The sequence below is a fragment of the Streptomyces sp. CA-181903 genome, from assembly GCF_050937075.1.
Classification (GTDB): Bacteria; Actinomycetota; Actinomycetes; order Streptomycetales; family Streptomycetaceae; genus Streptomyces.
Map to the genome: position 1 here is coordinate 973426 of NZ_JBNJLY010000001.1, position 23784 is coordinate 997209.

Annotated in this window: 18 protein-coding genes and 1 pseudogene; 10 read left to right on the forward strand and 9 right to left on the reverse strand. The window is 73.5% G+C overall.

The features are described 5' to 3' along the window. Positions 1-60: 60 nt before the first annotated feature. Positions 61-2229, reverse strand: a complete 2169-nt coding sequence (locus ACQEVS_RS04130; RefSeq protein WP_433015347.1) for a SpoIIE family protein phosphatase — start codon at positions 2227-2229, stop codon at positions 61-63. Positions 2230-2308: 79 nt separating this feature from the next. On the opposite strand from ACQEVS_RS04130, the gene ACQEVS_RS04135 reads away from it, so the two are divergent. Both ACQEVS_RS04135 and ACQEVS_RS04140 read left to right on the forward strand, forming a co-directional pair. Then, positions 2309-3739 carry a lipase maturation factor family protein gene (locus ACQEVS_RS04135; protein WP_433015350.1) on the forward strand — a complete coding sequence of 477 codons (1431 nt, stop codon included), beginning with the start codon at positions 2309-2311 and terminating at the stop codon, positions 3737-3739. Positions 3740-3763: 24 nt separating this feature from the next. Then, positions 3764-4774, forward strand: a complete 1011-nt coding sequence (locus tag ACQEVS_RS04140; RefSeq protein WP_433015353.1) for a PHP domain-containing protein — start codon at positions 3764-3766, stop codon at positions 4772-4774. A gap of 167 nt (positions 4775-4941) precedes the next feature. Here the strand turns inward: ACQEVS_RS04140 and ligD are convergent, their stop codons facing one another. The 3 genes from ligD to ACQEVS_RS04155 all read right to left on the reverse strand — a co-directional run bounded on the left by ligD (position 4942) and on the right by ACQEVS_RS04155 (position 9837). Continuing rightward, entirely contained in the window at positions 4942-5847 is a 906-nt protein-coding gene (gene ligD, locus ACQEVS_RS04145) for a non-homologous end-joining DNA ligase (RefSeq protein WP_433015356.1), read from the reverse strand. A 16-nt stretch (positions 5848-5863) separates the two neighbouring features. Further along, positions 5864-6949, reverse strand: a complete 1086-nt coding sequence (locus ACQEVS_RS04150; protein ID WP_433015359.1) for a Ku protein — start codon at positions 6947-6949, stop codon at positions 5864-5866. 191 nt (positions 6950-7140) lie between these two features. After that, positions 7141-9837, reverse strand: a complete 2697-nt coding sequence (locus ACQEVS_RS04155) for an ATP-binding protein (RefSeq protein ID WP_433015362.1) — start codon at positions 9835-9837, stop codon at positions 7141-7143. Between the two features lie 545 nt (positions 9838-10382). On the opposite strand from ACQEVS_RS04155, the gene ACQEVS_RS04160 reads away from it, so the two are divergent. The 5 genes from ACQEVS_RS04160 to ACQEVS_RS04180 all read left to right on the forward strand — a co-directional run bounded on the left by ACQEVS_RS04160 (position 10383) and on the right by ACQEVS_RS04180 (position 14710). Beyond that, complete coding sequence (locus ACQEVS_RS04160) at positions 10383-11870, forward strand: sensor histidine kinase (RefSeq protein ID WP_433015365.1); 1488 nt, start codon at positions 10383-10385, stop codon at positions 11868-11870. A 4-nt stretch (positions 11871-11874) separates the two neighbouring features. Further along, complete coding sequence (locus tag ACQEVS_RS04165; protein WP_004954301.1) at positions 11875-12282, forward strand: roadblock/LC7 domain-containing protein; 408 nt, start codon at positions 11875-11877, stop codon at positions 12280-12282. Continuing rightward, the gene (locus ACQEVS_RS04170; protein WP_185940792.1) at positions 12279-12641 is read left to right on the forward strand and encodes a DUF742 domain-containing protein; all 363 of its coding nucleotides are present in this window, start codon (positions 12279-12281) and stop codon (positions 12639-12641) included. The genes ACQEVS_RS04165 and ACQEVS_RS04170 overlap by 4 nt, the downstream gene beginning before the upstream one ends. Then, positions 12622-13245, forward strand: a complete 624-nt coding sequence (locus tag ACQEVS_RS04175) for a GTP-binding protein (protein ID WP_185940791.1) — start codon at positions 12622-12624, stop codon at positions 13243-13245. The genes ACQEVS_RS04170 and ACQEVS_RS04175 overlap by 20 nt, the downstream gene beginning before the upstream one ends. Before the next feature lie 85 nt (positions 13246-13330). After that, positions 13331-14710, forward strand: coding sequence for a cytochrome P450 (locus ACQEVS_RS04180; RefSeq protein ID WP_433015370.1), 1380 nt, complete (start codon positions 13331-13333; stop codon positions 14708-14710). A gap of 281 nt (positions 14711-14991) precedes the next feature. On the opposite strand, the pseudogene ACQEVS_RS04185 reads toward ACQEVS_RS04180, so the two are convergent. Both ACQEVS_RS04185 and ACQEVS_RS04190 read right to left on the reverse strand, forming a co-directional pair. After that, a pseudogene (locus tag ACQEVS_RS04185) lies at positions 14992-15822 on the reverse strand (terpene synthase family protein); the annotation flags it as partial. Between the two features lie 2 nt (positions 15823-15824). Then, a complete protein-coding gene (locus ACQEVS_RS04190; protein ID WP_433015373.1) occupies positions 15825-16736 on the reverse strand; it encodes an SAM-dependent methyltransferase in 912 nt (303 codons plus the stop codon). Between the two features lie 562 nt (positions 16737-17298). Here ACQEVS_RS04190 and lnt point away from each other — a divergent pair. Then, positions 17299-18867 (forward strand): apolipoprotein N-acyltransferase, encoded by a 1569-nt coding sequence (gene lnt / locus ACQEVS_RS04195; RefSeq protein ID WP_433015376.1) that lies wholly within the window; start codon positions 17299-17301, stop codon positions 18865-18867. On the opposite strand, the gene ACQEVS_RS04200 is transcribed toward lnt, so the two are convergent. Then, positions 18839-19744, reverse strand: a complete 906-nt coding sequence (locus ACQEVS_RS04200) for a Gfo/Idh/MocA family protein (RefSeq protein WP_433015379.1) — start codon at positions 19742-19744, stop codon at positions 18839-18841. The two genes, lnt and ACQEVS_RS04200, sit on opposite strands and share 29 nt — an antisense overlap. A 130-nt stretch (positions 19745-19874) precedes the next feature. Between ACQEVS_RS04200 and ACQEVS_RS04205 the strand changes: the two genes are divergently transcribed. Both ACQEVS_RS04205 and ACQEVS_RS04210 read left to right on the forward strand, forming a co-directional pair. Continuing rightward, complete coding sequence (locus ACQEVS_RS04205; protein WP_433015382.1) at positions 19875-20390, forward strand: DinB family protein; 516 nt, start codon at positions 19875-19877, stop codon at positions 20388-20390. A gap of 91 nt (positions 20391-20481) precedes the next feature. Continuing rightward, positions 20482-21297 (forward strand): hypothetical protein, encoded by an 816-nt coding sequence (locus ACQEVS_RS04210; protein ID WP_433015385.1) that lies wholly within the window; start codon positions 20482-20484, stop codon positions 21295-21297. 46 nt (positions 21298-21343) lie between these two features. Here the strand turns inward: ACQEVS_RS04210 and ACQEVS_RS04215 are convergent, their stop codons facing one another. Together ACQEVS_RS04215 and ACQEVS_RS04220 are read right to left on the reverse strand one after the other, a co-directional pair. Then, positions 21344-22333: a helix-turn-helix transcriptional regulator gene (locus ACQEVS_RS04215; protein ID WP_433015388.1), complete on the reverse strand. Its 990-nt coding sequence runs from the start codon at positions 22331-22333 to the stop codon at positions 21344-21346. Positions 22334-22619: 286 nt separating this feature from the next. After that, complete coding sequence (locus ACQEVS_RS04220) at positions 22620-23606, reverse strand: NAD-dependent epimerase/dehydratase family protein (protein WP_433015391.1); 987 nt, start codon at positions 23604-23606, stop codon at positions 22620-22622. Between the last annotated feature and the right edge of the window lie 178 nt (positions 23607-23784).

Here is a 23784-nt window from a genome sequence, read left to right on the forward strand (position 1 = left end):
CCTTGACCTCTTCCCGGAGTGCGGGCCGTTCGGGCGCCTTGGGGGCGCGCGCGGGGCGTGTCACCCGTCCCCCCGCCCGGCCCGCCCCGCCGACTCCTTCGCCCCCTTCACCTTCTCCGCCCCCGACGCCCCTGCTACCTCCGCTGCCCCTGCCGCCCCTGCCGTCCCTTCGACCGACAAGTCGAACTCGCACCACACCGATTTGCCGCTCCCCCGCGACTCCACGCCCCACCCGTCCGCGAGCCGGTCCACGAGCAGCAGCCCGCGCCCGGAGACACCCGACTCGCCCGGTTCGCGGCGGCGGGGCAGCGCGCTGGAACGGTCCTCGACCTCGACGCGCAGCCGCCGTCCGGCGCCGGGGAGCATGCGGATGGTGACCACGGCCGCGCCGTCCGTGTGCAGCAGGGCGTTGGTCGCCAACTCGTCGGCGGCGAGCTCGATGTCGTCGGCCCGGTCCCGTACGCCCCAGGCGCGGACCGCGGTGCGGATCATGTGCCGGGCGGCGGACAGCGCCTCGGGGTCGGCGGGGGCGATGTGCTGCTGGAGGCGTCCGCCCGGGCGGGCGACGGTGCCCTGACGGCGCAGCAGGAGGATGGCCATGTCGTCCTCGCCGACGCGCTCCTCGACGACGTCGCACAGCCGGTCGGCGAGGTCGTGCGGGTCCTCGGGGCCCTCCTGGACGAGTGCGGCGAGCAGCCGGATGCCCTCGTCCAGGTCGGAGCCGGGCTGTTCGACCAGGCCGTCGGTGAACAGCATCAGCGTCTCGCCGGGTTCGATCTCCACCGTGGTCACGGGGTAGTCGAGCCGCCCGAACTCGGCGGACAGGCCCAGCGGCAGGCCGCCGGCGACGGGCAGCCTGCGGGAGGTGCCGTCGGCGTGCCGGAGCAGCGGGTCTATGTGCCCGGCGCGGACGAGCTGGACGGCCCCCGTGGCGAGGTCGGCCTCGGCGTAGCAGCAGGTGGCGAAGCGATCGGTGTCCAGTTCGTGGAGGAAGGCGGAGGCGCGGGCCATGACCGTGCCCGGGGAGTGCCCCTCGGCCGCGTAGGCGCGCAGGACGATGCGGAGCTGGCCCATGACGGCGGAGGCGTGGGTGTCGTGGCCCTGGACGTCGCCGATGACGGCGGCGACCCGGCCGCCGGGCAGCGGGACCACGTCGTACCAGTCGCCGCCGATGTCGCGGCCCATCCGGGCCGAGCGGTAGCGGACGGCGATCTGGGCGCCGGGCACCTCGGGGATGCGGCGCGGCAGCATGGCCTGCTGGAGGCCCTCGGCCAGGTCGTGTTCCTGGTCGAAGAGCATGGCGCGGGCGATGCTCTGGGCGAGGCTGCTGCTGAGGGCGATGAAGAGGTCGCGTTCCTGCCGGGTGAAGCCGCGGGCCTCGCGGTAGAGGAGGCCGAGCGCGCCGATGGGCCGGGCCTGGGCGATCAGCGGCAGGTAGGCGGCCGAGGAGATGCCGATGCCCTTGATCCGCTCCCACAGCCAGGGGTAGCAGCGGGCCCACTCGTCGCGGGACTCGATGAAGCGCGGGGTCATGGTGCGGATGACCTCGCTCATCGGGAAGTCGTCGTCGATCCGGGTGTAGCGGGTGCCGGGGATGAAGTGCTCGGACGGGCCCTCGGCGACGAGGTGGACGCGCCCGGACTCGACCAGCCCGAGGACGAGGAGGTCGGAGCCCAGGTGTTCGACGGCGCGGGCGTCCTTGAAGAAGTCGATGACGTCCTGGACGGTCCTGGCGTGGGCGAGGGCGGCGGTGGTGGTCTCGACGACGGTGGTCGTGTGCCGGCGGTCGCCGTTCTGCTCCCCCGGCCGGTCGGGGAGGCGCAGTTCCTCGTTGGCCTCGCGGAGGACGCCGAGGATGCGGCGGGGCCGGCCGGCGGCGTCCCGCTCGATGCGGCCCTGGGTGTAGGCCCAGCGGAGGCCGTCGGGGCAGCGCACCCGGTGGTAGGCGCCGTAGCTCTCGCTGCCGTCCTTCAAGGCCCGCGCCACCAGGGCGTCGAGCCGGGCGCCGTCCGCGCGCGGCACCCGGGCGGCGAGGTCGCCGATGCCGCCGCGGAACTCGCCGGGCGGCATGCCGAGGATGTCGAGGGCGATGGGGTCGAGGTGGAGCCGTCCGCTGAGGAGGTCCCAGTCGAAGGTGCCGACGTGGTTGAGGGCGAGGCAGCGCTCCGGGCGGGCGGGCCAGTCATCCGGCAGCGCTCCGGAGGCAGGCGTGGCTCCCCGATCAACCATGGATTCACTCTGCCACCTTTTGTCCGTTTCTTCGATGTGACTGCGCGGTCGACGGGGCGCCCGGGGTACTCGGAGGGGCATGGAGTGGTTCACGGCCTCCGGGTACGGGCTGAGCCGGCTGGTCTTCCAGCGCGGGCTGGCCGTCCTCTACCTGGTCGCCTTCGCCTCGGCGGCGCTGCAGTTCCGGGCGCTGATCGGGGAGCGCGGCATGCTCCCCGTACCGCGCTACCTGGCGTACGTCCCGGCCCGCCGGATCCCCACCCTCTTCCGCTTCCACTACTCGGACCGCTTCTTCGCCGGCTGCGCCTGGGGCGGGGCCCTGCTGGCCGCGGCGGTGGCGGTGGGGGCCGCCGACGCGGTGCCGCTGTGGGCGGCGATGCCGATGTGGCTGGTGCTGTGGGGGCTGTACCTGTCGATCGTCAACGTCGGCCAGACGTGGTACGGCTTCGGGTGGGAGTCGCTGCTGCTGGAGACCGGATTCCTGGCGGTGTTCCTGGGGAACGCGCGGACGGATCCGCCGGTGCTCGTGCTGTTCCTGCTGCGCTGGCTCCTCTTCCGGGTGGAGTTCGGCGCCGGGCTGATCAAGATCCGGGGCGACCGCTGCTGGCGCGATCTGACCTGCCTGTACTACCACCACGAGACGCAGCCGATGCCCGGCCCGCTGAGCTGGTTCTTCCACCGGCTCCCCCGGCCGCTGCACCGGGTGGAGACCGCCGCCAACCACGTCGCCCAGCTGGTGGTGCCCTTCGGCCTCTTCGCGCCGCAGCCGGTGGCGAGCGTCGCGGCGGGGCTGGTGATCGTCACCCAGCTCTGGCTGGTCGCCTCGGGCAACTTCGCCTGGCTCAACTGGATCACGATCGTGCTGGCCTTCACGGCGGTGGACGGCGACGCCATGGCGGACCTGTTCTCGGCGTCCGGCCCCTCCCCCGCCCCCTCGGCGCCGGTCTGGTACGAGGTCCTGGTCCTCGCGGTGACCGTGCTCGTCGCCGTGCTGAGCTGGTGGCCGGTGCGCAATCTGCTGTCGCGCGGACAGCGCATGAACATGTCCTTCAACGCGTACCACCTGGTCAACACGTACGGCGCCTTCGGCAGCGTCAACCGGAGCCGGTACGAGGTGGTGGTCGAGGGGACGTCGGACACGGTCCTGGGCCCGGAGACCGAGTGGAAGGAGTACGGCTTCCGGGGCAAGCCGGGCGATCCGCGCCGGCTCCCCCGGCAGTTCGCACCCTGGCATCTGCGGCTTGACTGGCTGATGTGGTTCGCGGGGATCTCCCCGGCCTACGCCCGCGACTGGTTCGACCCCTTCGTCGAACGACTGCTCGAAAACGACCGCGACACCCTGCGCCTCCTCCGCCACAACCCGTTCCCCGACACCCCACCCGCTCACGTCCGCGCCCGGCTCTACCTCTACCGCTTCACCACCTGGCGCGAGCTGCGCACGACCGGCGCATGGTGGCACCGCGAGCTGGTGCGGGAGTTCCTGCCGCCGGCGGCGCTGCGGCGGCCGTGATTCCGGAGAGAGGAGACGAACCGGATGGACCCTGTGGAGGCACTGGAGCGCATCGCCTTCCTGCTGGAGCGCGACGGGGCGCCGACCTACCGCGTCCAGGCGTTCCGGACGGCGGCCGGTGTGGTCGCCGCCATGCCCGCCGACGACGTCCGCCGCCGTTCGGAGGCCGGGTCGCTCACCGACCGCAAGGGCATCGGGCCGAAGACCGCGGCCGTCGTCGCCGAGGCGCTGCGCGGCGAGACGCCCGCCTACCTGGCCCGGCTGGAGCAGGAGGCGGACCGGCCGCTCACCGAGGGCGGTGCCGCGCTGCGGGCGGCCCTGCGCGGCGACTGCCACCTGCACTCGGACTGGTCGGACGGCGGCAGCCCCATCGACGTCATGGCCCGCGCCGCCCGCGACCTCGGCCACGAGTGGGCGGTGCTCACCGACCACTCCCCCCGCCTGACCATCGCCCGCGGCCTGTCCGCCGACCGGCTGCGGCAACAGCTCGACGTGGTCCCCGAGGTCAACGAGCGGCTCGGGGACGGCTTCCGGCTCCTCACCGGCATCGAGTGCGACATCCTCCCCGACGGCTCCCTCGACCAGGAGGACGAGCTCCTGGACCGGCTCGACATCGTCGTCGCCTCCGTCCACTCCAAGCTGCGCATGGACGCCGAGAGCATGACCCGCCGCCTCGTCGCCGCCGTCGCCAACCCCCTCGTCGACGTCCTCGGCCACTGCACCGGCCGCCTCGTCGGCGGCAAGCGCCCCGAGTCCGTCTTCGACGCCGAACTCGTCTTCACCGCCTGCGAACGCTTCGGCACCGCCGTCGAGATCAACAGCCGGCCCGACCGGCTGGACCCACCGCGGCGGCTGGTGCGGCTGGCGCTGGAGACGGGGGTGCTGTTCGCGATCGACAGCGACGCGCACGCGCCCGGGCAGCTGGACTGGCAGGTGCTGGGGTGTGCCCGGGCGGAGGAGTGCGGGGTGCCGGCGGAGCAGGTGGTCACGACGTGGGGGCGGGAGGAGTTGCTCGCGTGGGCGCGGGGGAAGTAGCCCCGGTCCCGCCCTTTTACCGTTTCTTGCGGGGGCAAGCCCCCGCACCCCCCGGGACGGGCTATTCAGCCCGTCCGACGTTTGAGGACAACCGCGCGGAGCGCGGTTTTTGGGGGGCTGGGGGCTTGCCCCCAGGAATCGGCGAAGGGGCGGGGCTGGGGCACCCCTCACGGCAACACACCCCGCACCGCATCCCCCACCAGCGGCCCCAACAGATCCCCGAACTCCCCCACCCGTTCCACCACCGCGTCCAACCCGAACCCCAGATCCCCGGGCTCCCGACAGGAGCCCACCTCATCCCACGTCACCGGCGCCGCCACCCCCTCCCGCTCCCCCCGCACCCGCACCGTGTACGGTGCGGCCGTCGTCTTGGCGCTCGCGTTCTGGGACCAGTCGATGAGCACCTTCCCGCGCCGCTCCAGCTTCGCCATGGAGACGACGACCAGCCCGGGGTGCTCGTTCATCAGCCGGGTGGCGAGCCCCTTCGCGTAGGCGCTGACCGAGCGGCCGGGGGCGGGGTGGATGGGGGCGTACAGGTGGAGCCCCTTGGAGCCGGAGACCACCGGGAAGGCGGTGAGGCCGTCCTCGTCGAGGAGTTGGCGCAGCCGTTCGGCGACGCGGCAGCAGACGACGAGGTCGGCGCCGGGGCCGGGGTCCAGGTCGAGGACGACGCGGTCGTGGGCGTCGCGCCCGGCCGCGGCCGTCCACTGCGGCACGTGCACCTCGTACGCGCCGAGGTTGACCATGGCGACCAGCGCGGCGACCGAGTCGATCACCACCTGCTGAGTGGTGCCGTCCCGGTGCCGGACCGTGGCCCGCGGCACCCAGTCCGGCGCGCCGGGCGGCGGGTTCTTGGCGACCCAGCTCTCGCCCGCCGCGCCCTCCGGAGCCCGGACGAAGGACACCGGGCGGCCGGTGATGTGCGGCAGCATCGCCGGGGCGATCCGCGCGTAGTAGTGCAGGACGTGGGCCTTGGTCTGGCCGGTGGCGGGGAAGAGGACGCGTTCGAGGTGGGAGAGGGAGAGCCGGTGGCCCTCGATCTCCACCGTCTGGCGGCCGGGTGCGGCGGGCACGGGGGCGTCCGCCCTCTCAGGACGCCCGCTTCTTGCGCCGGCCGCCGCCGGACGGCTCGGCCGCGTGGGCCGCCAGGGCCTTCAGCAACTCCTCGCGGCTCATCGAGGAACGGCCGGGAATTCCCGCGTCGGTGGCCCGCTGGTAGAGCTCCGTCTTGCTCAGCCCCTCCAGCTCCGCGGCGGCGGACTTCTTCGTCTCCTTCCCGGCCGCCTGCCGGGTGCGGCGCTTCTCCGCCGCGTCCTTGAGCCGCACGGGTGGCCGGAGCTCCGCTTCCTCCTTCGCCTTGCCGCCGCCGGTCTTCGCCTTGTCGATGCTGGCCTGCAGGGCGCCCATCAGGTCGATGACGTTGGTCGAGCGCGGCGCCGGCTCGCTCTTCTCCACCGTCGCGCCGGCCCGCTTGGCCTGGACGAGTTCGAGCACCTTCTCCTGGTAGGTGTCGTGGTACGTCTCGGGGTCCCAGTCGACGCTGAGCGCCTCCACGAGCTGTACGGCGGTGGCCAGTTCACGATCGGCGACCTTGGCGTGCTCGGGGAGCGTGCCGATCTCCGTGCGGGGGTCGCGGATCTCGTCGGCCCAGTGGAGGGTGTGCAGGGTGAGGATGTCGCCCTCCGCCTTCACCGCGACCAGGTATTCGCGGTTGCGCATCACGAACGTGGCGATCCCGGCCCGGTTCGACCGGCTCAGCGCCTCGTGGAGCAGCGCGTAGACCTTGGCGTACTCCTTGCTCTTGGGGCCCAGGTAGTACGTCTTGTCGAAGTAGATGGGATCGATGGTGTCCAGGTCGACGAAGCCGCTGATCTCCAGCGACTTGGAGCGGCCCGGGGCGATCTCCTCCAGCTCGCCGGGTTCGACGACGACGTAGTCGTCCCCCATGTCGTACCCCTTGACGATCTCCGTGAGGGGGACTTCCTCGCCGGTGCGTTCGTTGACGCGCTTGTTGCGGACGCGGTCGGAGGTGCCGCGCTGGAGCTGGTTGAAGCGGATGGTGTGGTTTTCGGTGGCCGAGAACATCTGGACCGGTAGGGCCACCAGTCCGAAGGTGAGGGCTCCGCTCCACACCGCGTGTGCCATGACGTCCTCCGCCTCGGGGGTTTCCTCCATGGCACCCCGGTGCGGTGGAGATCGCATGTCGGAGTGCCCCAGGCCCGCCCTTTCTCCGTTTCCTGCGGGGGCGAGCCCCCGCACCCCCGAAACCGCGCTCCGCGCGGTTGTCCTCAAACTCCCCCAGAGGGGGCACCCCCAACGGGCTGATTTCAGCCCGTCCGGCATTTGAGAAAGGGCGGGACCGGGGCCTACCCCGCTCCGACCTCCGCCAGCTCCGCGCGAGCCGCTCCCGCCACCCCCTCCGCCCCGCACTCCTCCGCGATCCGCAGCCCCTCCCGGAGCCGCTCCGCCGCCTCCTCGCCGCGCCCGACGTGCCGCAGGGCCGTGCCCAGGTCGATCAAGCCGCACGCCCGCTCGTACCGGCACGGAGATTCGCCCAGGTGCCGGACCGCCTGCTCCAGACGGGGGACGGCCTCCTCGGGCGCATCCGGTCCGGCGAGGGACGCGACCCGGCGCAGCGCCTCGCCGATGGCCGTCTCGGTGCCGAACCGGTTCGCGTATTTCAGGGAGCGGTCGGCCAGCTCACGGGCCCGCTCGGGCTCCTCGGCGGCGACGGCCGTGGCCAGGTCGAGGGACCAGGGCGCCCAGAGGACGTTGTGCCTGCCGCGTTCGTCCAGCCGCCGGCCCGCCGCCTCCAGTTCGGTGACGGCTTCCTTGGTGCGGCCGAGGGCGAGGAGCAGCCTGCCGAGGACGCAGGCGGCGTCGGGCATGACCATGGCGGGCGGGTAGGGCGGGCCGAAGGAGTACTTCTCGGCGACGGCCTGGGCTCCCGCGACGTCGCCCTTGGCGAGCAGGGTGTCGATCAGCAGGCAGCTGCCGTCCCACTGGATGGGGACGCCGGGGCCCAGCCGGTCGGCGAGCCGCAGGCCCTCGCGGAGGAGGCTCTCGGCCTTCCGCAGGTCGCCGCGGCGGCGGTGGACGAGGCCCAGGAACTCGTGGGCGAAGGCGAGGTGCCCGCCGCGCCAGCCGGAGATCTCGAACTCTCGGATGGCCTCCTCGAACAGCTCCTCGGCCTTGTCCAGCCGGTCGCAGAAGGCGTAGGTGATGCCGATGATGCTGGGGAGTTCGAAGCCCCATTCGGTGTTGGTCCAGCCCATGCCGTCGGCGAGGCGTCCGTCGACCAGGGCGCGGTCGGCGAGTTCGACGACCTGGAGGACGTCCTCGCCCTGGATCATGGCGTCGAAGGCCCGCAGGGCGAGCAGGGCCCGTTCGGCGTTGTCCCGGCCGCTGAGGCGTTCGGCCAGATCGGCGATCTCCTGGGACCGGGCGTGCGCGCCCTCCTCCTCCAGCTGGATGCCCTTCCAGAGGAAGTGGGCGGCCTGGAGGCGCATCCGGCCGGGGCCGTCGGCGGTCTGCCCGGCGTGCTCGGCGACCACTTCGGCGGCCTCGGCGAGCTGGCTGTTGTGGGCGTACGCCTGGGAGAGCCGGTAGGTGGCGTCGACGCGCAGGTTCTTGGGCAGCCCGGACAGGGCCAGGGCCGAGCGCAGGTGGTTGATGGTGGTGGGCGGCGAGGTGAGCAGGGCGGAGCAGCCGAGTTCGAAGAGGACCTCGGCGCGGTCCTCCTCCGGGGGCGGCTCGGCCAGTGCGCGCTCCAGGCACCGCTGGGCCGCCTCGGGCGCGCCGACGGCGAGGTGTTCGCGGGCGGCGTCGCGCAGCTGACGGACGAGGTCGGGGTCGCCGTCGGGGTGGACCTCCAGCAGGTGCCGGGAGGCGGCGGCCGGTCCGTGGCCGGCGTTGGTGACCGCCCAGGCGGCGAGGCCGTGCATCGCGGTGCGGGCGGCGGGCGGGATGGCCCGGTAGACGGCGGTGGCGATCAGCGGGTGGACGAACTCCAGCTCGGCCGCGCCGGTGAGGATGCGGGCCTCGCGCAGCCGGTCGGCACAGACGGCGCCCTCGGCCGGGCTCATGCCGGCGAGCATGGCCGCCACCCGTACCTGGATCTCGGTGCCGAGGACGGACGCGCCCCAGGCGAACCGGGTGGTCGCGTTGCCCAGCCGCTCCAGCCGGGCGACGAGGCCGCTGCCGCGGGCGGCGGCGCCGAGTTCGCGCAGCAGGGCGGCGGACTCCTCCATGGGCCGCAGGCTGCGGTCCCTGGCCTTGGCGACGAGCTCGACGGCCTCGTAGGGGTTGCCGCCGGTGACGGCCCAGACCTCGCGGCAGAAGGGGTCGTCGGCCTCCCGGCCCATGGCGGTGCGCACCAGCTGGGCGACCGCCCCGGGGGTGAGCGGGTGCAGGGTGACCGGCCGGTTGCCGCGACCGTTCACCAGGTCCGCGAAGGCCGGTGAGTGCTTGGGGAGTTCGTCGGGCCGGTAGGCGACGGCGAGCAGGACCGGCAGTTCCGTCAGCCGGACGGTGAAGGACGTCAGCCACGCGAGCGACGCCGCGTCGGCCCAGTGCGCGTCGTCGACGATGAGGACGAGCCGCTCCTTCGCGCAGGCCAACTGCGTGACGAGCCAGTCGAGTCCGTCGCGCACGCCCTGCGGGTCGGCCTGCGGGCCGACCGGTGGCGCGATGCCGAGGGCGGGGCCCGCGATGTCGTACCAGTCGCCCAGGATCTCCCGTCGCTGCCGCTCCTCCATCGGCGCCAGGGCGGGCTGGAGCAGCTGCCGTACGACGTGGAAGGGGACGGACTGCGCCTGCTCGCCGCCGCGGGCGGCGAGGACCGTGCAGCCGCCGCGCTCGGCGGCCAGCCTGCGCATCTCCCCGAGCAGGGCGGTCTTGCCGACGCCCGCGTCGCCGTTGAAGAGGAGGAGCCCGCCGGACGGCCGGCCGCTTCCGTCCGCGCCGCCGCACAGGGCCTCCACGGCCCGCTCCGCGGCGGCCACCTCCTGCTCGCGCTCGAACAGGGCGGTGTACGGGCGTCGTTCGTGCTCTTGCCGCGTCATGACGTGTCTCCCGTATGAGTGTGGTGGAGCGAGCCTAGCCGGACGTCCGGACGCCGGGGGGAGGGTTCGTCGGACTGACCACCCGGGATCGTCCGGGAGTTCCCAGGCACTTCCGAGAGCTCCCGGGAGGCCCCGAGAGCCCCCGAGAACACGGCCCGCCGATCTCCCGAACGCGTTTTCAGGCCATTCAAAAATGTTTTCGAGAATCCGCCCCCGGGGCCATTGTGACGCCTTTCGAATTCCCTCGTCAGCCCTTTCCGCGAATATGACAACTTCGCGCCGGACGACCGCGCGACAGGCTACGCTCCATTCCCGCAGCGGTCGTGGCGACTACGGCACGCTGCCGCCGACCGCCGCGCCGACGCGACCGGAGAACCCCCGGCGAACCCCGGCGAACCCGGGGAGATCCCGGGGAATCCGGGAACCTCGGCCTCTGCTCGCATCCGTTCGCACCGTCCGCATCCCTGTCGGGCGCCGGCGGCGACGCCTCCCCCGTGGTCCCACGTCGCCCCCCGACACATTCCCCCAAGCCCCCGAGGAACTCGATGGTTGGTACTGGATCGTCACCTCAAGTCAGGCGGCCCGCCTCGTCCCTCATATGGCTGGTCCCTCCTGTGGTGCTGGCGGTCTGCACCGCCACCGCTGCCCTGCTGGCCCCCATGGACGTCCGCACCCCGACGGCCTGGTGCGGGGCCGCCGCCACCGTGGCGGTCGCCCTGACCTCGTCGGAGGCCGCCCGCCGGGGCCGGGTCATCAACTCCCTGCGGCGCCGGTGCGCCGAACAGGAGGCCGCCCTCCGCCACCAGCTGGCCCAACAGGACGCCGCCACCGCCCGGTTGGCGAGCGAACTGCTCCCCAGGGCCGTGGAGATGCTCCAGCGCGGCGCCTTCGCCGACGAGGTGGTCCGCGCCGTCGCGCCGTCCCCCTCGGACAGCTCCCCGTACGCCGCCGAGCACCGCAAGGTGATCCGGTTCGTGGTCGAGGCGGTCCAGGCCGAGGAGGGCCTGCGCGACTCGGCCCACCGGGCGTTCGTCAACATCGCGCGCCGCGTTCAGGCGATCGTCCACCAACAGGCCACCGACCTCCGGGAGATGGAGGACCGGCACGGCAACACCCCCGAGGTCTTCAGCGACCTGCTGCACCTCGACCACGGCACCGCGCTGATCGGCCGGCTCGCGGACAGCATCGCCGTCCTCGGCGGCTCCCGCCCCGGCCGCCAGTGGAAGAACCCGGTGCCGCTGTACAACGTCCTGCGCGGCGCGATGTCCCGGATCATGGACTACCGCCGGGTCGACCTGCACTCGGTCGCCGACGTCGCCATCACCGGACCGGGCGTCGAGCCCGTCATCCACGCCGCGGCCGAACTGCTCGACAACGCCACCCGGTACTCCCCGCCCGAGACGCGGGTGCACCTGACGGCCGTCGAGATCCAGTCCGGCGTCGCCATCGAGATCGAGGACGCGGGCGTCGGCCTCACCGACGAGCACCGCCGGCGCACCGACCGGGTGCTGGAGATGGCCGACCGCGGCTTCGACCTCGACGACCTCGGCGAGACCCCCCGGCTGGGCCTGGCCGTGGTCAGCCGGCTGGCGAAGAACTACGACTTCCGGGTGTCCCTGCGGCCCTCGGCGTACGGCGGGGTGCGCGCCGTCCTGATCGTCCCGAGTGAACTGGTCACCGCCAGCGCCACCCCGGGCGGCGAGATCGCCCGCGCCGCCACGCTGCCGCCCCCCAAGGTCCGCAAGAAGCCCGGCCGTCCGCTCCCCGACCCGCCGCCCGCGATGGAGACCCCCGCAGTGGGCACCCACACCGCCAACGGCCTTCCGCAGCGCCGCCGGCGCCCCCTCGGCATGGCCGCCCGCGCGGCGGCGGTCGCCCCGGCCGCGGCCGAGGATGCGCCGCGCGCGGAGCCGGAGTCCGAGCCCACCCAGCCGGGCCTGTGGCTGGCCGCGTTCACCAGCGCCCTCAAGGGCGACGCCCCGGAGGGCGACCGGGGACCGACAAGTGATGACCCGTCAGACGAGAAAGAGTAGCCAAGTGACGCAGCAGCGGTTCAACATGGACTGGATGCTCAAGGATCTGGCATCCAGCGTGCCCCAGATCCGGCACGTGATCGTGCTGTCCTCGGACGGCCTGCGCATGGCTCAGCACGGCACGGACACCGACGCCGCGGACCGGCTGGCCGCCGCGTGCGCGGGACTGCAGAGCCTGTCCACGGCGGTGGCCGCCGAGTTCCCGCACGGCGACGGGCAGATGCGGCTGGTGGTGATCGAGGTGGACGGCGGTTTCTTCTACCTCATGGCCGCCGGTGCCGGTGCGTTCCTGGCGGTGCTCGCCGACGACGACGTCGACGCCGGGCTGATGGGGCATCGGATGCGTGACCTGGTGGCCAGGATCGGCGAGCACCTCACCAGTCCCCCGCGCGTCACCGGGCCGGTGGCATGAGCAAACCCGAAAGGGCATGGGATCCCGGCAATCCGGACCGGCTGTACATCGTCACCAAGGGCTGCGGCGAGTCGAAGCAGGGCACCACCAGGCTGGACCTGGTGACCCTGATCGTCGCCCGCACGGAGACCGACCCCGGTCTCCAGCCCGAGCACGGGACGATCGTGCGCATGTGCGACTACCCGCTGTCCGTCGCCGAGATATCCGCTTACCTCACGCTGCCCGTCAGCACGGTGACCGTCCTCCTCACCGACCTCCTCACCCGGGGTCATGTGGAAGCCAGACCCCCGGTCCCCGTCGCTGCCCTTCCTGACGTAAGCCTCCTGGAGGCGGTGATGCATGGACTACAAAACCTCTGACCCCCACACCGGTCCCAGGAGGGAGGACATCCTCCCGGCCACCGCCGCGGCGGCGGTGAAGGTCGTGATCGTGGGCGGCTTCGGGGTCGGCAAGACCACCCTCGTCGGCACGGTGAGCGAGATCAGACCGCTCACCACCGAGGAGACGATGACCCAGGCCGGCGTCGGCGTGGACGACATCGCGGGGATCGAGCAGAAGATCGAGACCACCGTGGCCATGGACTTCGGCCGCATCAGCATCAACGAGCAACTGGTGCTGTACCTGTTCGGCACGCCCGGGCAGGAGCGGTTCTGGTTCCTCTGGGACGGCCTCTTCGAGGGCGCCCTGGGCGCGGTGGTGCTGCTCGACACCCGTCGGCTGGAGGTCAGTTACGAGGTCGTGGGCATCCTGGAGGAGCGCGGCGTGCCCTTCGTGGTCGCCGTCAACGCCTTCCCCGGCGCCCCCGTCCACCCGGTCTCCGAGCTGCGGGCGGCGATGGACCTCCCCGAGTCCGTGCCGATCTTCGCGTGCGACGCCCGGGACCGCGCCTCCTGCCGCGACGCCCTGATGACCCTCATGCGGTACCTGTACAGCCTCGCTCACACCACCCCGGAGCCACAGTGACCCCTCCCGACGAGCACTCCCGCGCCGACGCCGCGCAGGCGGCCCCCCGCCGCAGTGCCCGGCCCACGCCTACGGGGACGGCGGCGTGGCCCGGCTGTACGGGCCGGCCGCCGAGGACGACCCGATGGGCCTGTACGAGCAGCTCCGCGAGCGGCACGGCGCGGTGGCGCCCGTCCTGCTCAGCGGGGACGTCCCGGCCTGGCTGGTGCTGGGCTACCGGGAGAACCTCGACGTGACCCGGACCCCGTCGCGGTTCTCCCGCGACTCGCGGATCTGGCGGGCCATGCGCGAGGGGCGGATCGGCCAGGACCACCCGCTGGCGCCCATCGCCACCTGGCAGCCCATCTGCTCGATGGCCGACGGGCAGGCGCACGAGCGGTGGCGCGGCGCCATCAACGACTCCATCGCCCGTTTCGACCGGCGGGGCGTACGGCGGCACATCACCCGGTTCGCCAACGAACTCATCGACGAGTTCTGCGCGACGGGCACCGCCGACCTGGTGCACGCGTTCGCCGAACCGCTGCCCATGATGGTGATGACCCAACTCCTCGGCATGCACGAGGAGTACAGCCCCGAGCTGGTGCAGGCCGCCCGGGACATGATCAAGGGCACCGAGACCGCCGTCCGCAGCAACGCGTTCGTCCAGGCGGCGCTGCGCCGGACGGTGGAGCGCAAGCACCGGGAGCCGGGGCCGGACTTCACCAGCTGGCTGCTGGAGCACGAGTCCAAGCTGTCGGACGAGGAGGTGCAGCAGCACCTGCGACTGGTGCTGATCGCGGCCTTCGAGACCACGGCGAACCTGATCGCGAACACCCTGCGGATGGTGCTCACCGATCCCCGGTGCCGGGCCAACCTGGCCGGCGGCCACATGACGCTGCCGGACGCGGTCGAGCAGACGCTGTGGGACGAGCCGCCGTTCATCACCATCCTCGGCCGCTGGGCGACCCAGGACACCGAGCTGGCCGGGCACCGGATCCGGGCCGGGGACGCGCTGGTCCTGGGGCTGGCGGCGGCCAACGTGGACACGGCCATCCGCCCGGACCCCACCACTCCGGTGCACGGCAACCGCTCGCACCTGGCGTTCAGCGGCGGTGCCCACGAGTGCCCGGGCCAGGACATCGGCCGGGCCATCGCGGACACCGGCATCGACGCGCTGATGACCCGGCTGCCGGACGTCCGGCTGGCGGTGTCCGAGACGGAGCTGCGCTGGTCGTCGTCGCTGATGTCACGTCACCTCGTCGCCCTGCCCACGCGGTTCACGGCGGCCGCGCCGCTGCCGCCGGCGCCTCCCGAGCCGGAGTGCGAGCCCCCGGTGCGGGAGGAGGACGGCGGCTCCGGCGGTCAGACCTCGGCCGGCGACCGTTCGACGCGCGTCCCGGCGCCGCCCGCCGACGTCCCCTCGTCCTCGGGCCGGTCGCGCGGCGCGTGGTGGAGGTCGTTCGTCCGGTGGTTCCGGGGTGAGTGAGACAGGGCGTCGAGCTGGTCCCACCACCAGGCGGCGGAGGGGATCGGCAGCGGGCCGGTCGCCGGGTCGCTGGGCGTGTCCCGCCAGGTGATGCCGTAGGTGGCCCCCGGCACCGGAAGGTCGTACCGGTTCCGGGGGCTGGCGTAGCGGGGGGCCGCGTTCATCCACCGGATGCAGCCGGCGATGTAGTGGCCCAGCGCTTCGAGGTAGCGGGTGAGGTCCGGTCCCGCGTCGCGGGCGATCCGGTCGCGCAGGGCGAGGAACAGGGTCATGGCCCGGTCCCTTATGGCCAGGGCTTCCCGGAGCGCCCGGTCGGCGGAGGTGCCGTTGTGGTGGACGAGGACGTTGACGATGTTCTGGTCGGTGATCTCGTGGTCGTCCTCCTTGGCGTAGGAGAACAGGTCGTTGTCGCAGCTGACGATGAACCCGGCGGCCTCGGTGAGCGCCTGGACGGGGGCGGAGGCCAGCTCGGGGGCGGGTACCTCGATGCCGTTGGCGATCTCGCTCCAGGCGAGGGAGAAGCGGGTGCCGTTGATCGAGGGGCGCAGCGCCACGTAGTCGGAGAGCGTGGGCATCACCCCGCGTTCGATGTTGCTGACCTGCCAGGAGGCGCCGAACAGCCAGTCGCGCATGCCTTCGGCGACCCGGCGGAGCTGGACCGGGGTGGCCGCGGCCCGGGTCCTGGCGGCGAGGTCCTCCAGGGCCCGGTCGAACGGGGAGTCGCCGAGCATGGCGGAGCCGGGCGCCTCCAGACAGCGGGAGATCCTGGCGTTGAGGTCGACGATGTGGGCGGTGTTGACGTCGGCGGCGCCGGTGTCGTGCCAGATGTCGTCGAGGGCGAACGCCCAGTGGTTCCACTCGATGAAGAGCAGCAGGGGTTCGTCGCGGCCGTATGGGATCATCCGGCAGCTGAAGTCGGTGCTGTGGGTGGCGATGCTCCAGGCCCGGTCGGTGGCGTCGCGGAAGATGCCGGTGGCGTCCAGCCAGCCGATGGCGCGCCGTTCGAGCTCGTCGCGCCGGGGATGGACGGCATCGGGGATCGGGCAGTAGAAGGGGGGCAGCCGCCAGCCGATGGCGCTGGCGCGCGGCGGGGGTCCGTAGGGGACGACCATGCTCAGTTGCCCTCCATCCGGAAAAGCAGCAGGCGGGTCTCGACCGCGTGATCGCGCCAGGCCCGGAAGAGCTTGCCGTGGGTGAGGGCGGATTCGTGCAGCCGCTCCACCGTGATGGGGGACGGTTCGTCCTCCGCCCGTTGCACCCGGTCGAGTTCGGCTGTGGTCCAGGCCATGGACTGGACCCAGAACTCGGCGACGCGGTCGGTGATGTCCTCGTCCTGCTCGAGTTCGAAGCCGGCCGCGCGGGCGGCGGAGATGTACTCGGCGAGGGTGCCGAGGCGGGTCTTGTAGTAGCCGTCGATGAAGGTGGTCCACTCGGGCCGGCAGAGGAAGTGCTCCTGGATGCCGAACCAGCCGCCGGGGCGGAGGGCCTTGGCGACGACGGTGAAGAGGCGTTCGCGGTCCATGTAGCCGGAGCTCTCGATGGCGACGGCCGCGTCGTAGCTGGATTCCTCGCACAGGTCGTGGATGTCGCCGAGGACCGGGGTGACCAGGTCCTCGACCCCGGCCTCGCGGACGAGGTCGGCCATCACCGGGACGTGCTTGGCGGTGACGGTGATGGCGGTGACGGAACTTCCGTACTCCTGCGCCCAGTAGATGGAGCCGCCGCCGATGCCGCAGCCGATGTCGAAGAGCTGGTGCGGCGGATTGTCCGGCACGCCCCACAGGCGGGCGGCGTGGTCGAGGACCGTTTCCTGCGAGGCGCGCAGCCGGTTGCGCAGGACGCGCTGGGAGACGGTGGTGTTGGGGTGGACGCCGGGCTCGAACATGCCCACGTGAAAGTGGATCCGGGGGCCGGGGCCGTACTTGTGGAGGATCTCGGCGGTCTTCCTGGAGTAGTACGACGGCACCTGGGCCTCATCACACGCCGCATCCGTGGCTGCGGTCACCTCGGCGACAAGGTTGTCCATGGGATCCCTCCGGGACGTCAACGATCGGTGGACGGATGGAAGGGGAGACAGGCCGCGGGTGGTTCCCGTGCCCGGCGGCGACTGGATTGCCGTTCGATCACATGCGCGAGTCACGCCGCCCCCCAGCAACAAGCGACCAGCATTCCTGTCCAGTTTTGCCCGGTACCTGCCCAGGGCGGGACGGCGATAACCCGTGATACGTACCGGCGTACGCCTTTCTGACGCCGCAGGCCAGGATCGTTTCGCTTCGCTTTAGACCGTATAGCGCCGTTTCCCTGCCTCGTTGAGTTGAGAAAGGCTGAAACTTGCACGCTGTTGTCGGGGTTTTGGCCTCGCCAAGGACCGATATCCGGACGCCCGGCAGATGGCCGGATCCCGTTCGTGCGTATGGTGTGCGGACGAACGTAGGGGGCGCTCCCACTTGTGAAGGTGCGCCCTTTCACGGCGTCCCCCTGTTTCCGGGGCGACGCGGTGCGCCGCAGCCGCCTCACGGCTGGTCCCGCCGCGCGCCGCGCACACTGGACCTCCGGCCGGAAAACCGGCCCCGACGAGGGAGAACGTGATGAGGGTGAGGTTCCCGGCGCGGACGACCGGGACGTTCCCGGCGCGGGCGTCCGGGCCGCCCCCCGCCGGCGGGCGGTGGCGCGTGCCCGGCGCGGTCGTCGCGGGCGCCTTCCCGGCCCTCGCCTTTCCGGCGCCTTCCCTGTGGTGGCTGGCCTACGTGGCCCTCGTGCCCTGGCTGCTGCTGGTCCGCTCGGCCGGCTCGCCGCGCCGGGCCGCGCGGGAGGCGTGGCTGGGCGGCGGCGGCTTCCTGCTGGCCGTCCATCATTGGCTGTTGCCCAGTCTCCACGTCTTCATCCTGGTGCTGGCGGCACTGCTGGGGCTGCTGTGGGTGCCCTGGGGGCTGCTGGTCCACCGGCTGCTGGGCGGCCGCCCGGGGCCGGGCCGGGTGGCCGCGGCCCTGATGCTGGTGCCCGCGGGCTGGCTGCTGGCCGAACTCGTCCGCTCCTGGGAGTACCTGGGCGGCCCCTGGGGGCTGCTGGGCGCGAGCCAGTGGCAGGTCCCGCCCGCACTGCGGCTGGCCTCCGTCGGAGGTGTCTGGCTCGTCGGCCTGCTGCTGGTGGCCGTCAACACCGCGCTCGCCGCGGTCCTCGCGCTGCCGCGCGCCCGGCTCGCCGGCCTGGCCGCGCTGACCGGCTGCGCCGCGGTCACCGCCGGGGTGTGGTGGTGGGCGCCGCAGCCGCGCGCGGCCGGCACGGCGCGGATCGCGATCGTCCAGCCCGGCGTGATCGACCGCCCGGGCCGGCGCCTGGAGCACGAAGAGGCGCTCACCCGGACGCTGGCCGGCCGTGGCGTCGATCTGGTGGCCTGGGGCGAGAGCAGCGTCGGCACCGACCTCGGCGCCGACCCCGCGCTGCGCGCCCGGCTCGCCGCGCTGTCCCGTACGGTCGGCGCCGACCTGCTCGTCAACGTCGACGCGCGCCGCTCGGACCGCCCCGGCATCTTCAAGAGCTCGGTGCTCGTCGGCCCCGGCGGCCCCACCGGCGACCGCTACGACAAGATGCGGCTGGTGCCCTTCGGCGAGTACGTGCCCGCCCGCTCGCTGCTGGGCTGGGCCACGTCGGTGGGCAAGGCGGCCACCGAGGACCGCCGCCGCGGCGACCGTCAGGTCGTCATGACGCTGCCGTCCGGACGCGGCGGGGGCCTGCGGATCGGCCCGCTGGTGTGCTTCGAGACGGCGTTCCCCGACATGAGCCGGCACCTGGCCGCCGACGGCGCCCGGGTGCTCGTCGCCCAGTCCTCGACCTCGTCGTTCCAGCACGGCTGGGCACCGGCCCAGCACGCGTCGCTGGCCTCGCTGCGGGCCGCCGAGACCTGGCGGCCGATGGTCCACGCCACGCTGACCGGGGTGAGCTCGGTGGCCGACGCGCACGGCCGCCCGGTCGGACGCCGGATGGGCACCGACACGTCGGCGGCGGCCGTGTACGACGTCCCGCTGGCGAGCGGCACCAGCTTCTACGTACGCGCCGGGGACTGGGCGGTGTACGCGGCACTGGCCGCGCTGGCGCTGTACGGCGCCGCGGAGGGCGTGCGCACCCGCGTCAGGCGCGTCGCTCCTCCACGGCGTTGACGATCCGCTCGCACAACTCGTGGGTGCGCAGGGCGTCCTCGGCGTCCGGGGTCCTTCCTTCACGGACCGCGTCGAGGAACGCCGTGACGCACTGCTCGATGCCGCGCTGCCGGGCGACCGGGGTCCAGTCGCCGCGCCGGCGGACGGTCCGCGCCCCGTCGTGGTCGACGACCTCGGCGAGGTCCCGGACCTCTCGCTTCCGGTCCTGCCCGGAGACCTCCAGGACCTCCTCGACGGATCCGCTCCGCCGGTTCATCACCCCGAGGGCGGTGAACCCGTCGCCCGCGAGCGTGACCACGAGGTGCTCCAGCAGGCCGTCGACGACCCGCGCCCGCACGTCGACGTCCGCCACCGGGCCGGGGGCCAGGAAGCGGAGGGTGTCCACGACGTGGATGAAGTCGTCATAAATCATCGACCGGGCGTCCTCGGCCAGGTCCACCCGGTTCTTCCGCAGCACGATCAGGTCGCGGGGGTGGTCGAGGCAGGCGGCGTAGTCGGGCGCGTACCGGCGGTTGAAGCCGACGGCGAGCGGCACGCCGCGGTCCCGGGCCAGACCGACCAGCCGCTCGCAGTCGGCGAGTTCGCGGGCGAGCGGCTTGTCCACGAAGACCGGGACGTCCGCTTCCAGGAGCCGGCCGACGATCTCGGGGTGGACGGCGGTGGGGGCGTGCACGAGCACGGCGTCCGGGCGGGCGGCGAGCAGTGCGTCCAGGTCGGCGTGGCGGTGCGCCTCCGGTACCCGGTGGGCGTCCCCGACGCGGGCCAGGGTGGCGGGGGTTCTGGTCTGGAGGTGCAGCTCCAGACCGGGCAGGGCGCCGAGCACCGGCAGGTACGCCTTCCGCGCGATGTCCCCGAGTCCGACACAGCCGACCTTCACAGATCCTCCTTGATGCGTGGGTTCGTGCAGCATACGGGGGAGAGTCCCGGGAGCCCCGACGGCCGCCGGGACGCGGGTTCCCCCGGAAAAGGGTGTGCCGCGTTCCCCGTCCCGGGGCAGGATGACCGCCATGACCGAACCCCGGCGGCGGAAGCCGCCTCACATCGCCGACGAGACGACGTCCCTGGAGGCGTTCCTCGACTTCCAGCGGGCGACCCTGGAGCACAAGTGCGCGGGCCTGGACGACGCGGGGCTGCGCACCGCCTCCGTACCGCCGTCCTCGCTGACGCTGCTGGGGCTCGTCCGGCACATGGCCGACGTCGAACGCCACTGGTACCGCCGGGTGTTCACGGGCGAGGACGCCCCGCCGCGGTTCTACAGCGACGAGAACGAGGACGGCGACTTCGAGTTCCCGGCGGACGCCACCTGGGAGGAGGCCCTCGCCGCCTGGCGGGAGGAGGTGGCCGCGGCCCGGGCGGCGGTACGCGGCCGCTCCCTGGAGGAGACGAGCGCGGGCCGGCACCACACGACGGGGCAGCCGATCGGCCTGCGGTGGATCCATCTGCACATGATCGAGGAATACGCGCGGCACAACGGTCACGCGGACCTCATCCGGGAGCGCGTCGACGGGGCGACCGGCTCGTGACCCCTGCCGGGGGCGCGCGGGCCTGGTGATGTCTCTCCGTCACCCCTGAGGGGAATCCCCAACCGCCGCTTCCTTTGGCATGGTTGGGCGGATGTCCAGGATCCCCGTGACCGCCGTTCTGGTGGTGGTGGCGCTGTCGGCCACCTCCGGCTGCGTCTCCCTGTCCGGCCACCACCCGCCGCGCCCCGGCTCCGCCCGGGCCGGCTGGGACCTGCGGCAGGGGCAGGACCGCGAGTCACTGGCCCGGACGGGTCCGGAGCCGCGGGGGACGGACGGGCCTGGGGCGCCGGGTGTGCCGGGTGGTGTGCCGGGGTCGCCGGGAGTGGGGACACCGGGGGTGTCGGGGGTGCACGGGTCACCGCCACTGCCGGGGCTCCCTGGTTTCCCGGCCGTCCCGGGGCTTCCGGGGCTTCCGGGATCCGGCATCCCCGGCTCCGGCGTGCTCGGCCCGCCGTTCGCGCCGTCCGCCGCCCCTCCGGCCGGGGCCGGCACGACGCGGCGCGACGGACGGTCGGCGCCGTACCGCGGCGGGACGGACACCCGGGGGCCCGCCGCTCCCCCGCCGTCCACCGGCGGATCCGCCGCGGCCCCCGAGCGCCGGCGTTCCTCGCCGAGCGCGAGCGACCGGGCGGAGGAGCGCCACTCCGAGGCGCCCCCACCGCCGGCCGCCCCACCGCCGTCCGAACACCACGCCCCGCCACCCCCGCCCAGGTCGGACCCGCCCCCGGCCCGCCCCCGGCCCGATCCGGAACGCCCCCGCCCGGCCCCCGCCCCGGCCCCCGAACAGCAGCACCCCGCGCCGCCGCCCCGGGGCCGCATGGGCACGTGCGCGATGGGCGAGCAGTACGGCCGGTGGCAGCCGGGCAGCGACGCGTCGCGCATCTGCCGTCAGGTGTACGGGGGTTGACGGCCTCTCGCGGCCGGGCCGGCCCGCTCGGCACGGCCCTCCCGCCTCAGCCCCCGGCCGCGTACCGCGCGGCGAGGGCCGACGCCGCCGCGGCGACCGCCGCGCGCAGGTCGGGCGGTCCCAGCACCTCGGCCTCCGCGCCGAGCCCGAGCAGGTCGCAGACCGCCACCGGCAGGGACTCCACGGGGAGGACGACCTCCGTCCACCCGTTCGCGTCCGCGGACCCCGCTTCCGCCGCGGCCCGGGCGCCGGCGGCGCCGAACTTCGCCGGCAGCAGCCGGAGGACGCACGGCGACACCCGCAGCCGGGCCTCGCCCTGGTAGCGCATCCCCTCCAGGCGGCGGGAGGTCTCCGCCCAGGCGGCCGCCAGGTCGAAGCCCGGCGGCCGCTCGAAGCGGCCGGGCAGCGGCTCGGCGGCGAGGACGCGCGAGACGCGGTAGGTGCGGGGGGTGTCCGCCGACCCCTCGGCCGGCACCGCCTGGGCGACCAGGTACCAGATGCCGCCCTTGAGGACGAGGCCCAACGGGTGGAGTTCCCGGCGCACTTCGCCCTTCCAGCGGCGGTAGTGCACGCGCAGGACGCGCTGCCGCCACACGGCGTCGGCGACGGCCGCGAGGTGCGGTACGGGTTCCGCGTCGCGGAACCAGCCCGGCGCGTCCAGGTGGAAGCGCTCGGCGACGCGCCGCGCCCGCTCCCCCATGCCGGCCGGAAGGGCGGCCTCCAGCTTGAGCCGGGCCGCGGCGAGATCGGCGCCCAGGCCGAGTTCGGCCGCGGCGCCGGGCACGGTGGCGAGGGCGAGGGAGCCGGCCTCGTCCTCGGTAAGGCCGGTGAGGCGGGTGCGGTAGCCGTCGAGCAGCCGGTAGCCGCCTGCCGGGCCACGGTCGGCGAGGACGGGGACGCCGGAGGCGCTCAGCGCCTCCACGTCCCGGTAGACGGTACGGACCGACACCTCCAGCTCCGCCGCCAGTTCGGGTGCGGTCATCCGGCCCCGGTTCTGGAGCAGGAGGAGCAGGGAGAGGAGGCGGTCGGCACGCATTCCGGCATGGTCCCACCACCGGTTCCCGTACCCGACATGCGGTGGCTGTCGTGCTGTCACAGACCGCGGTGCCCGCGTCGGCACGTCGCCGCCAAGCTGCACCAACCACCGTCACGGCGCTCCGCGTCACCCTCGCCCGAGAACCCCGGCCGGCCGAGTCCGGCGAAACCCAGGGGCCTTCAAGGACGGCCGTACCGGTTCCCGGCCGGGCCCGCCAGGGATCGGGGAACCGGAACGGAGGGCGCCTGTACGGACGCTCGGACGGGGAGAGGCCGGCCCGGCGCCGTCAGCCGAGGGCGTCGAGCAGCTCGCGCTCGCGCCGCGCGCTGAGGCCCGCGCGCCTTTCCCGGTCCAGCCCCTGCTCGCGTTCCCAGCGCAGCGTGTCGGCCAGCGTCTCCGCCAGGGGCCGGTGACGCAGCCCCGCGGCGCGCGCCGAGGACCCGTCCCGGGCCGACCAGCCTTCCCAGCCCGGCTCGACCAGCCACATCGCCAGCGATTCGGTTCCCATGTACTGGGCCACGCCGTTGGCGAGCAGCCACGCCGGTTCGGCGGTGACCACCGGACCGGTGTGCCCGCCGACCGCGCGGGACAGCTCCGTCCACTCTCCGAACGGAACGACCGGCCCGACGGCGTCGTACGTGCCGGTCGTTCCCGTCTCCGCGGAGTCGAGCAGCCAGGAGGCGAGGTCCCGCACGTCGACCATCTGGGTGGGCAAGGCCGGTGTGCCGGGGACCAGCATCGGTCCCCGCGGATCGCGTGCGGCACGGGCGACCCAGTAACCGGAGCGCCCGCTGTGATCGCCCGGGCCGCCGATGAGCCCGGCCCGGGCGATGAGGAGGCGGTCGCCCACAGCCGCCGCCGACGCCTGCTCGCAGGCGACCTTCGCCTCGCCGTACATCGCGCGGTCGACCTCGCTCCGATCGGTCGGGGCGAGCAGGGCCGCGGACTCGTCCGCCCCCGGCGTGGCGTGGGACGCGTAGGCGCTGACGGACGAGACGTACACCCAGTGCCCGGCCTTGCCGCCCAGCGCGTCGAGCGCGCCACGCACGAAGCCCGGCTGCCATGACACCTCGACGACCGCGTCCCATTCGCGGTCGAGCAGGGGCTCGTACGCCGACGGGTCGCGCCGGTCTGCCGCGACCAGTCTCGCCCCGTCCGCGACTTGTCCGCTCTCACCACGCGCGAGGCAGGTCACCCGATGGCCGCGTTCGATCGCCTGCCGTGACAGCTCCCGCGCCACCCATGCCGTTCCGCCCAGAACCAGGATCTCCATGCCGACACACAAGCACCGGGATGATCACCTGGCCAGGTGGATTCGCTGACAGCGGATCGCCGGTTGTCAGACCGGCCTCAGCCCATGAGCCATGGCGTCGGCCCGCCGAGGCATCCGAACGCCCCGGATCCATAGGGAGGTTTGCGTCGGCGTCGTCCGTCGTCGACCGTGCCCGAGA

Excerpts from the sequence above, each read along its gene's own strand:
- ACQEVS_RS04140 (WP_433015353.1), top strand. The coding sequence starts at position 3,764 with ATGGACCCTGTGGAGGCACTGGAGCGCATCGCCTTCCTGCTGGAGCGC.
- ACQEVS_RS04210 (WP_433015385.1), top strand. The coding sequence starts at position 20,482 with ATGTCCAGGATCCCCGTGACCGCCGTTCTGGTGGTGGTGGCGCTGTCG.
- ACQEVS_RS04135 (WP_433015350.1), top strand. The coding sequence starts at position 2,309 with ATGGAGTGGTTCACGGCCTCCGGGTACGGGCTGAGCCGGCTGGTCTTC.
- ACQEVS_RS04150 (WP_433015359.1), bottom strand. The coding sequence starts at position 6,949 with ATGGAGGAAACCCCCGAGGCGGAGGACGTCATGGCACACGCGGTGTGG.
- ACQEVS_RS04160 (WP_433015365.1), top strand. The coding sequence starts at position 10,383 with ATGGTTGGTACTGGATCGTCACCTCAAGTCAGGCGGCCCGCCTCGTCC.
- ACQEVS_RS04130 (WP_433015347.1), bottom strand. The coding sequence starts at position 2,229 with ATGGTTGATCGGGGAGCCACGCCTGCCTCCGGAGCGCTGCCGGATGAC.
- ACQEVS_RS04175 (WP_185940791.1), top strand. The coding sequence starts at position 12,622 with ATGGACTACAAAACCTCTGACCCCCACACCGGTCCCAGGAGGGAGGAC.
- ACQEVS_RS04205 (WP_433015382.1), top strand. The coding sequence starts at position 19,875 with ATGACCGAACCCCGGCGGCGGAAGCCGCCTCACATCGCCGACGAGACG.
- lnt (WP_433015376.1), top strand. The coding sequence starts at position 17,299 with ATGAGGGTGAGGTTCCCGGCGCGGACGACCGGGACGTTCCCGGCGCGG.
- ACQEVS_RS04170 (WP_185940792.1), top strand. The coding sequence starts at position 12,279 with ATGAGCAAACCCGAAAGGGCATGGGATCCCGGCAATCCGGACCGGCTG.
- ACQEVS_RS04220 (WP_433015391.1), bottom strand. The coding sequence starts at position 23,606 with ATGGAGATCCTGGTTCTGGGCGGAACGGCATGGGTGGCGCGGGAGCTG.
- ACQEVS_RS04155 (WP_433015362.1), bottom strand. The coding sequence starts at position 9,837 with ATGACGCGGCAAGAGCACGAACGACGCCCGTACACCGCCCTGTTCGAG.
- ACQEVS_RS04190 (WP_433015373.1), bottom strand. The coding sequence starts at position 16,736 with ATGGACAACCTTGTCGCCGAGGTGACCGCAGCCACGGATGCGGCGTGT.
- ACQEVS_RS04215 (WP_433015388.1), bottom strand. The coding sequence starts at position 22,333 with ATGCGTGCCGACCGCCTCCTCTCCCTGCTCCTCCTGCTCCAGAACCGG.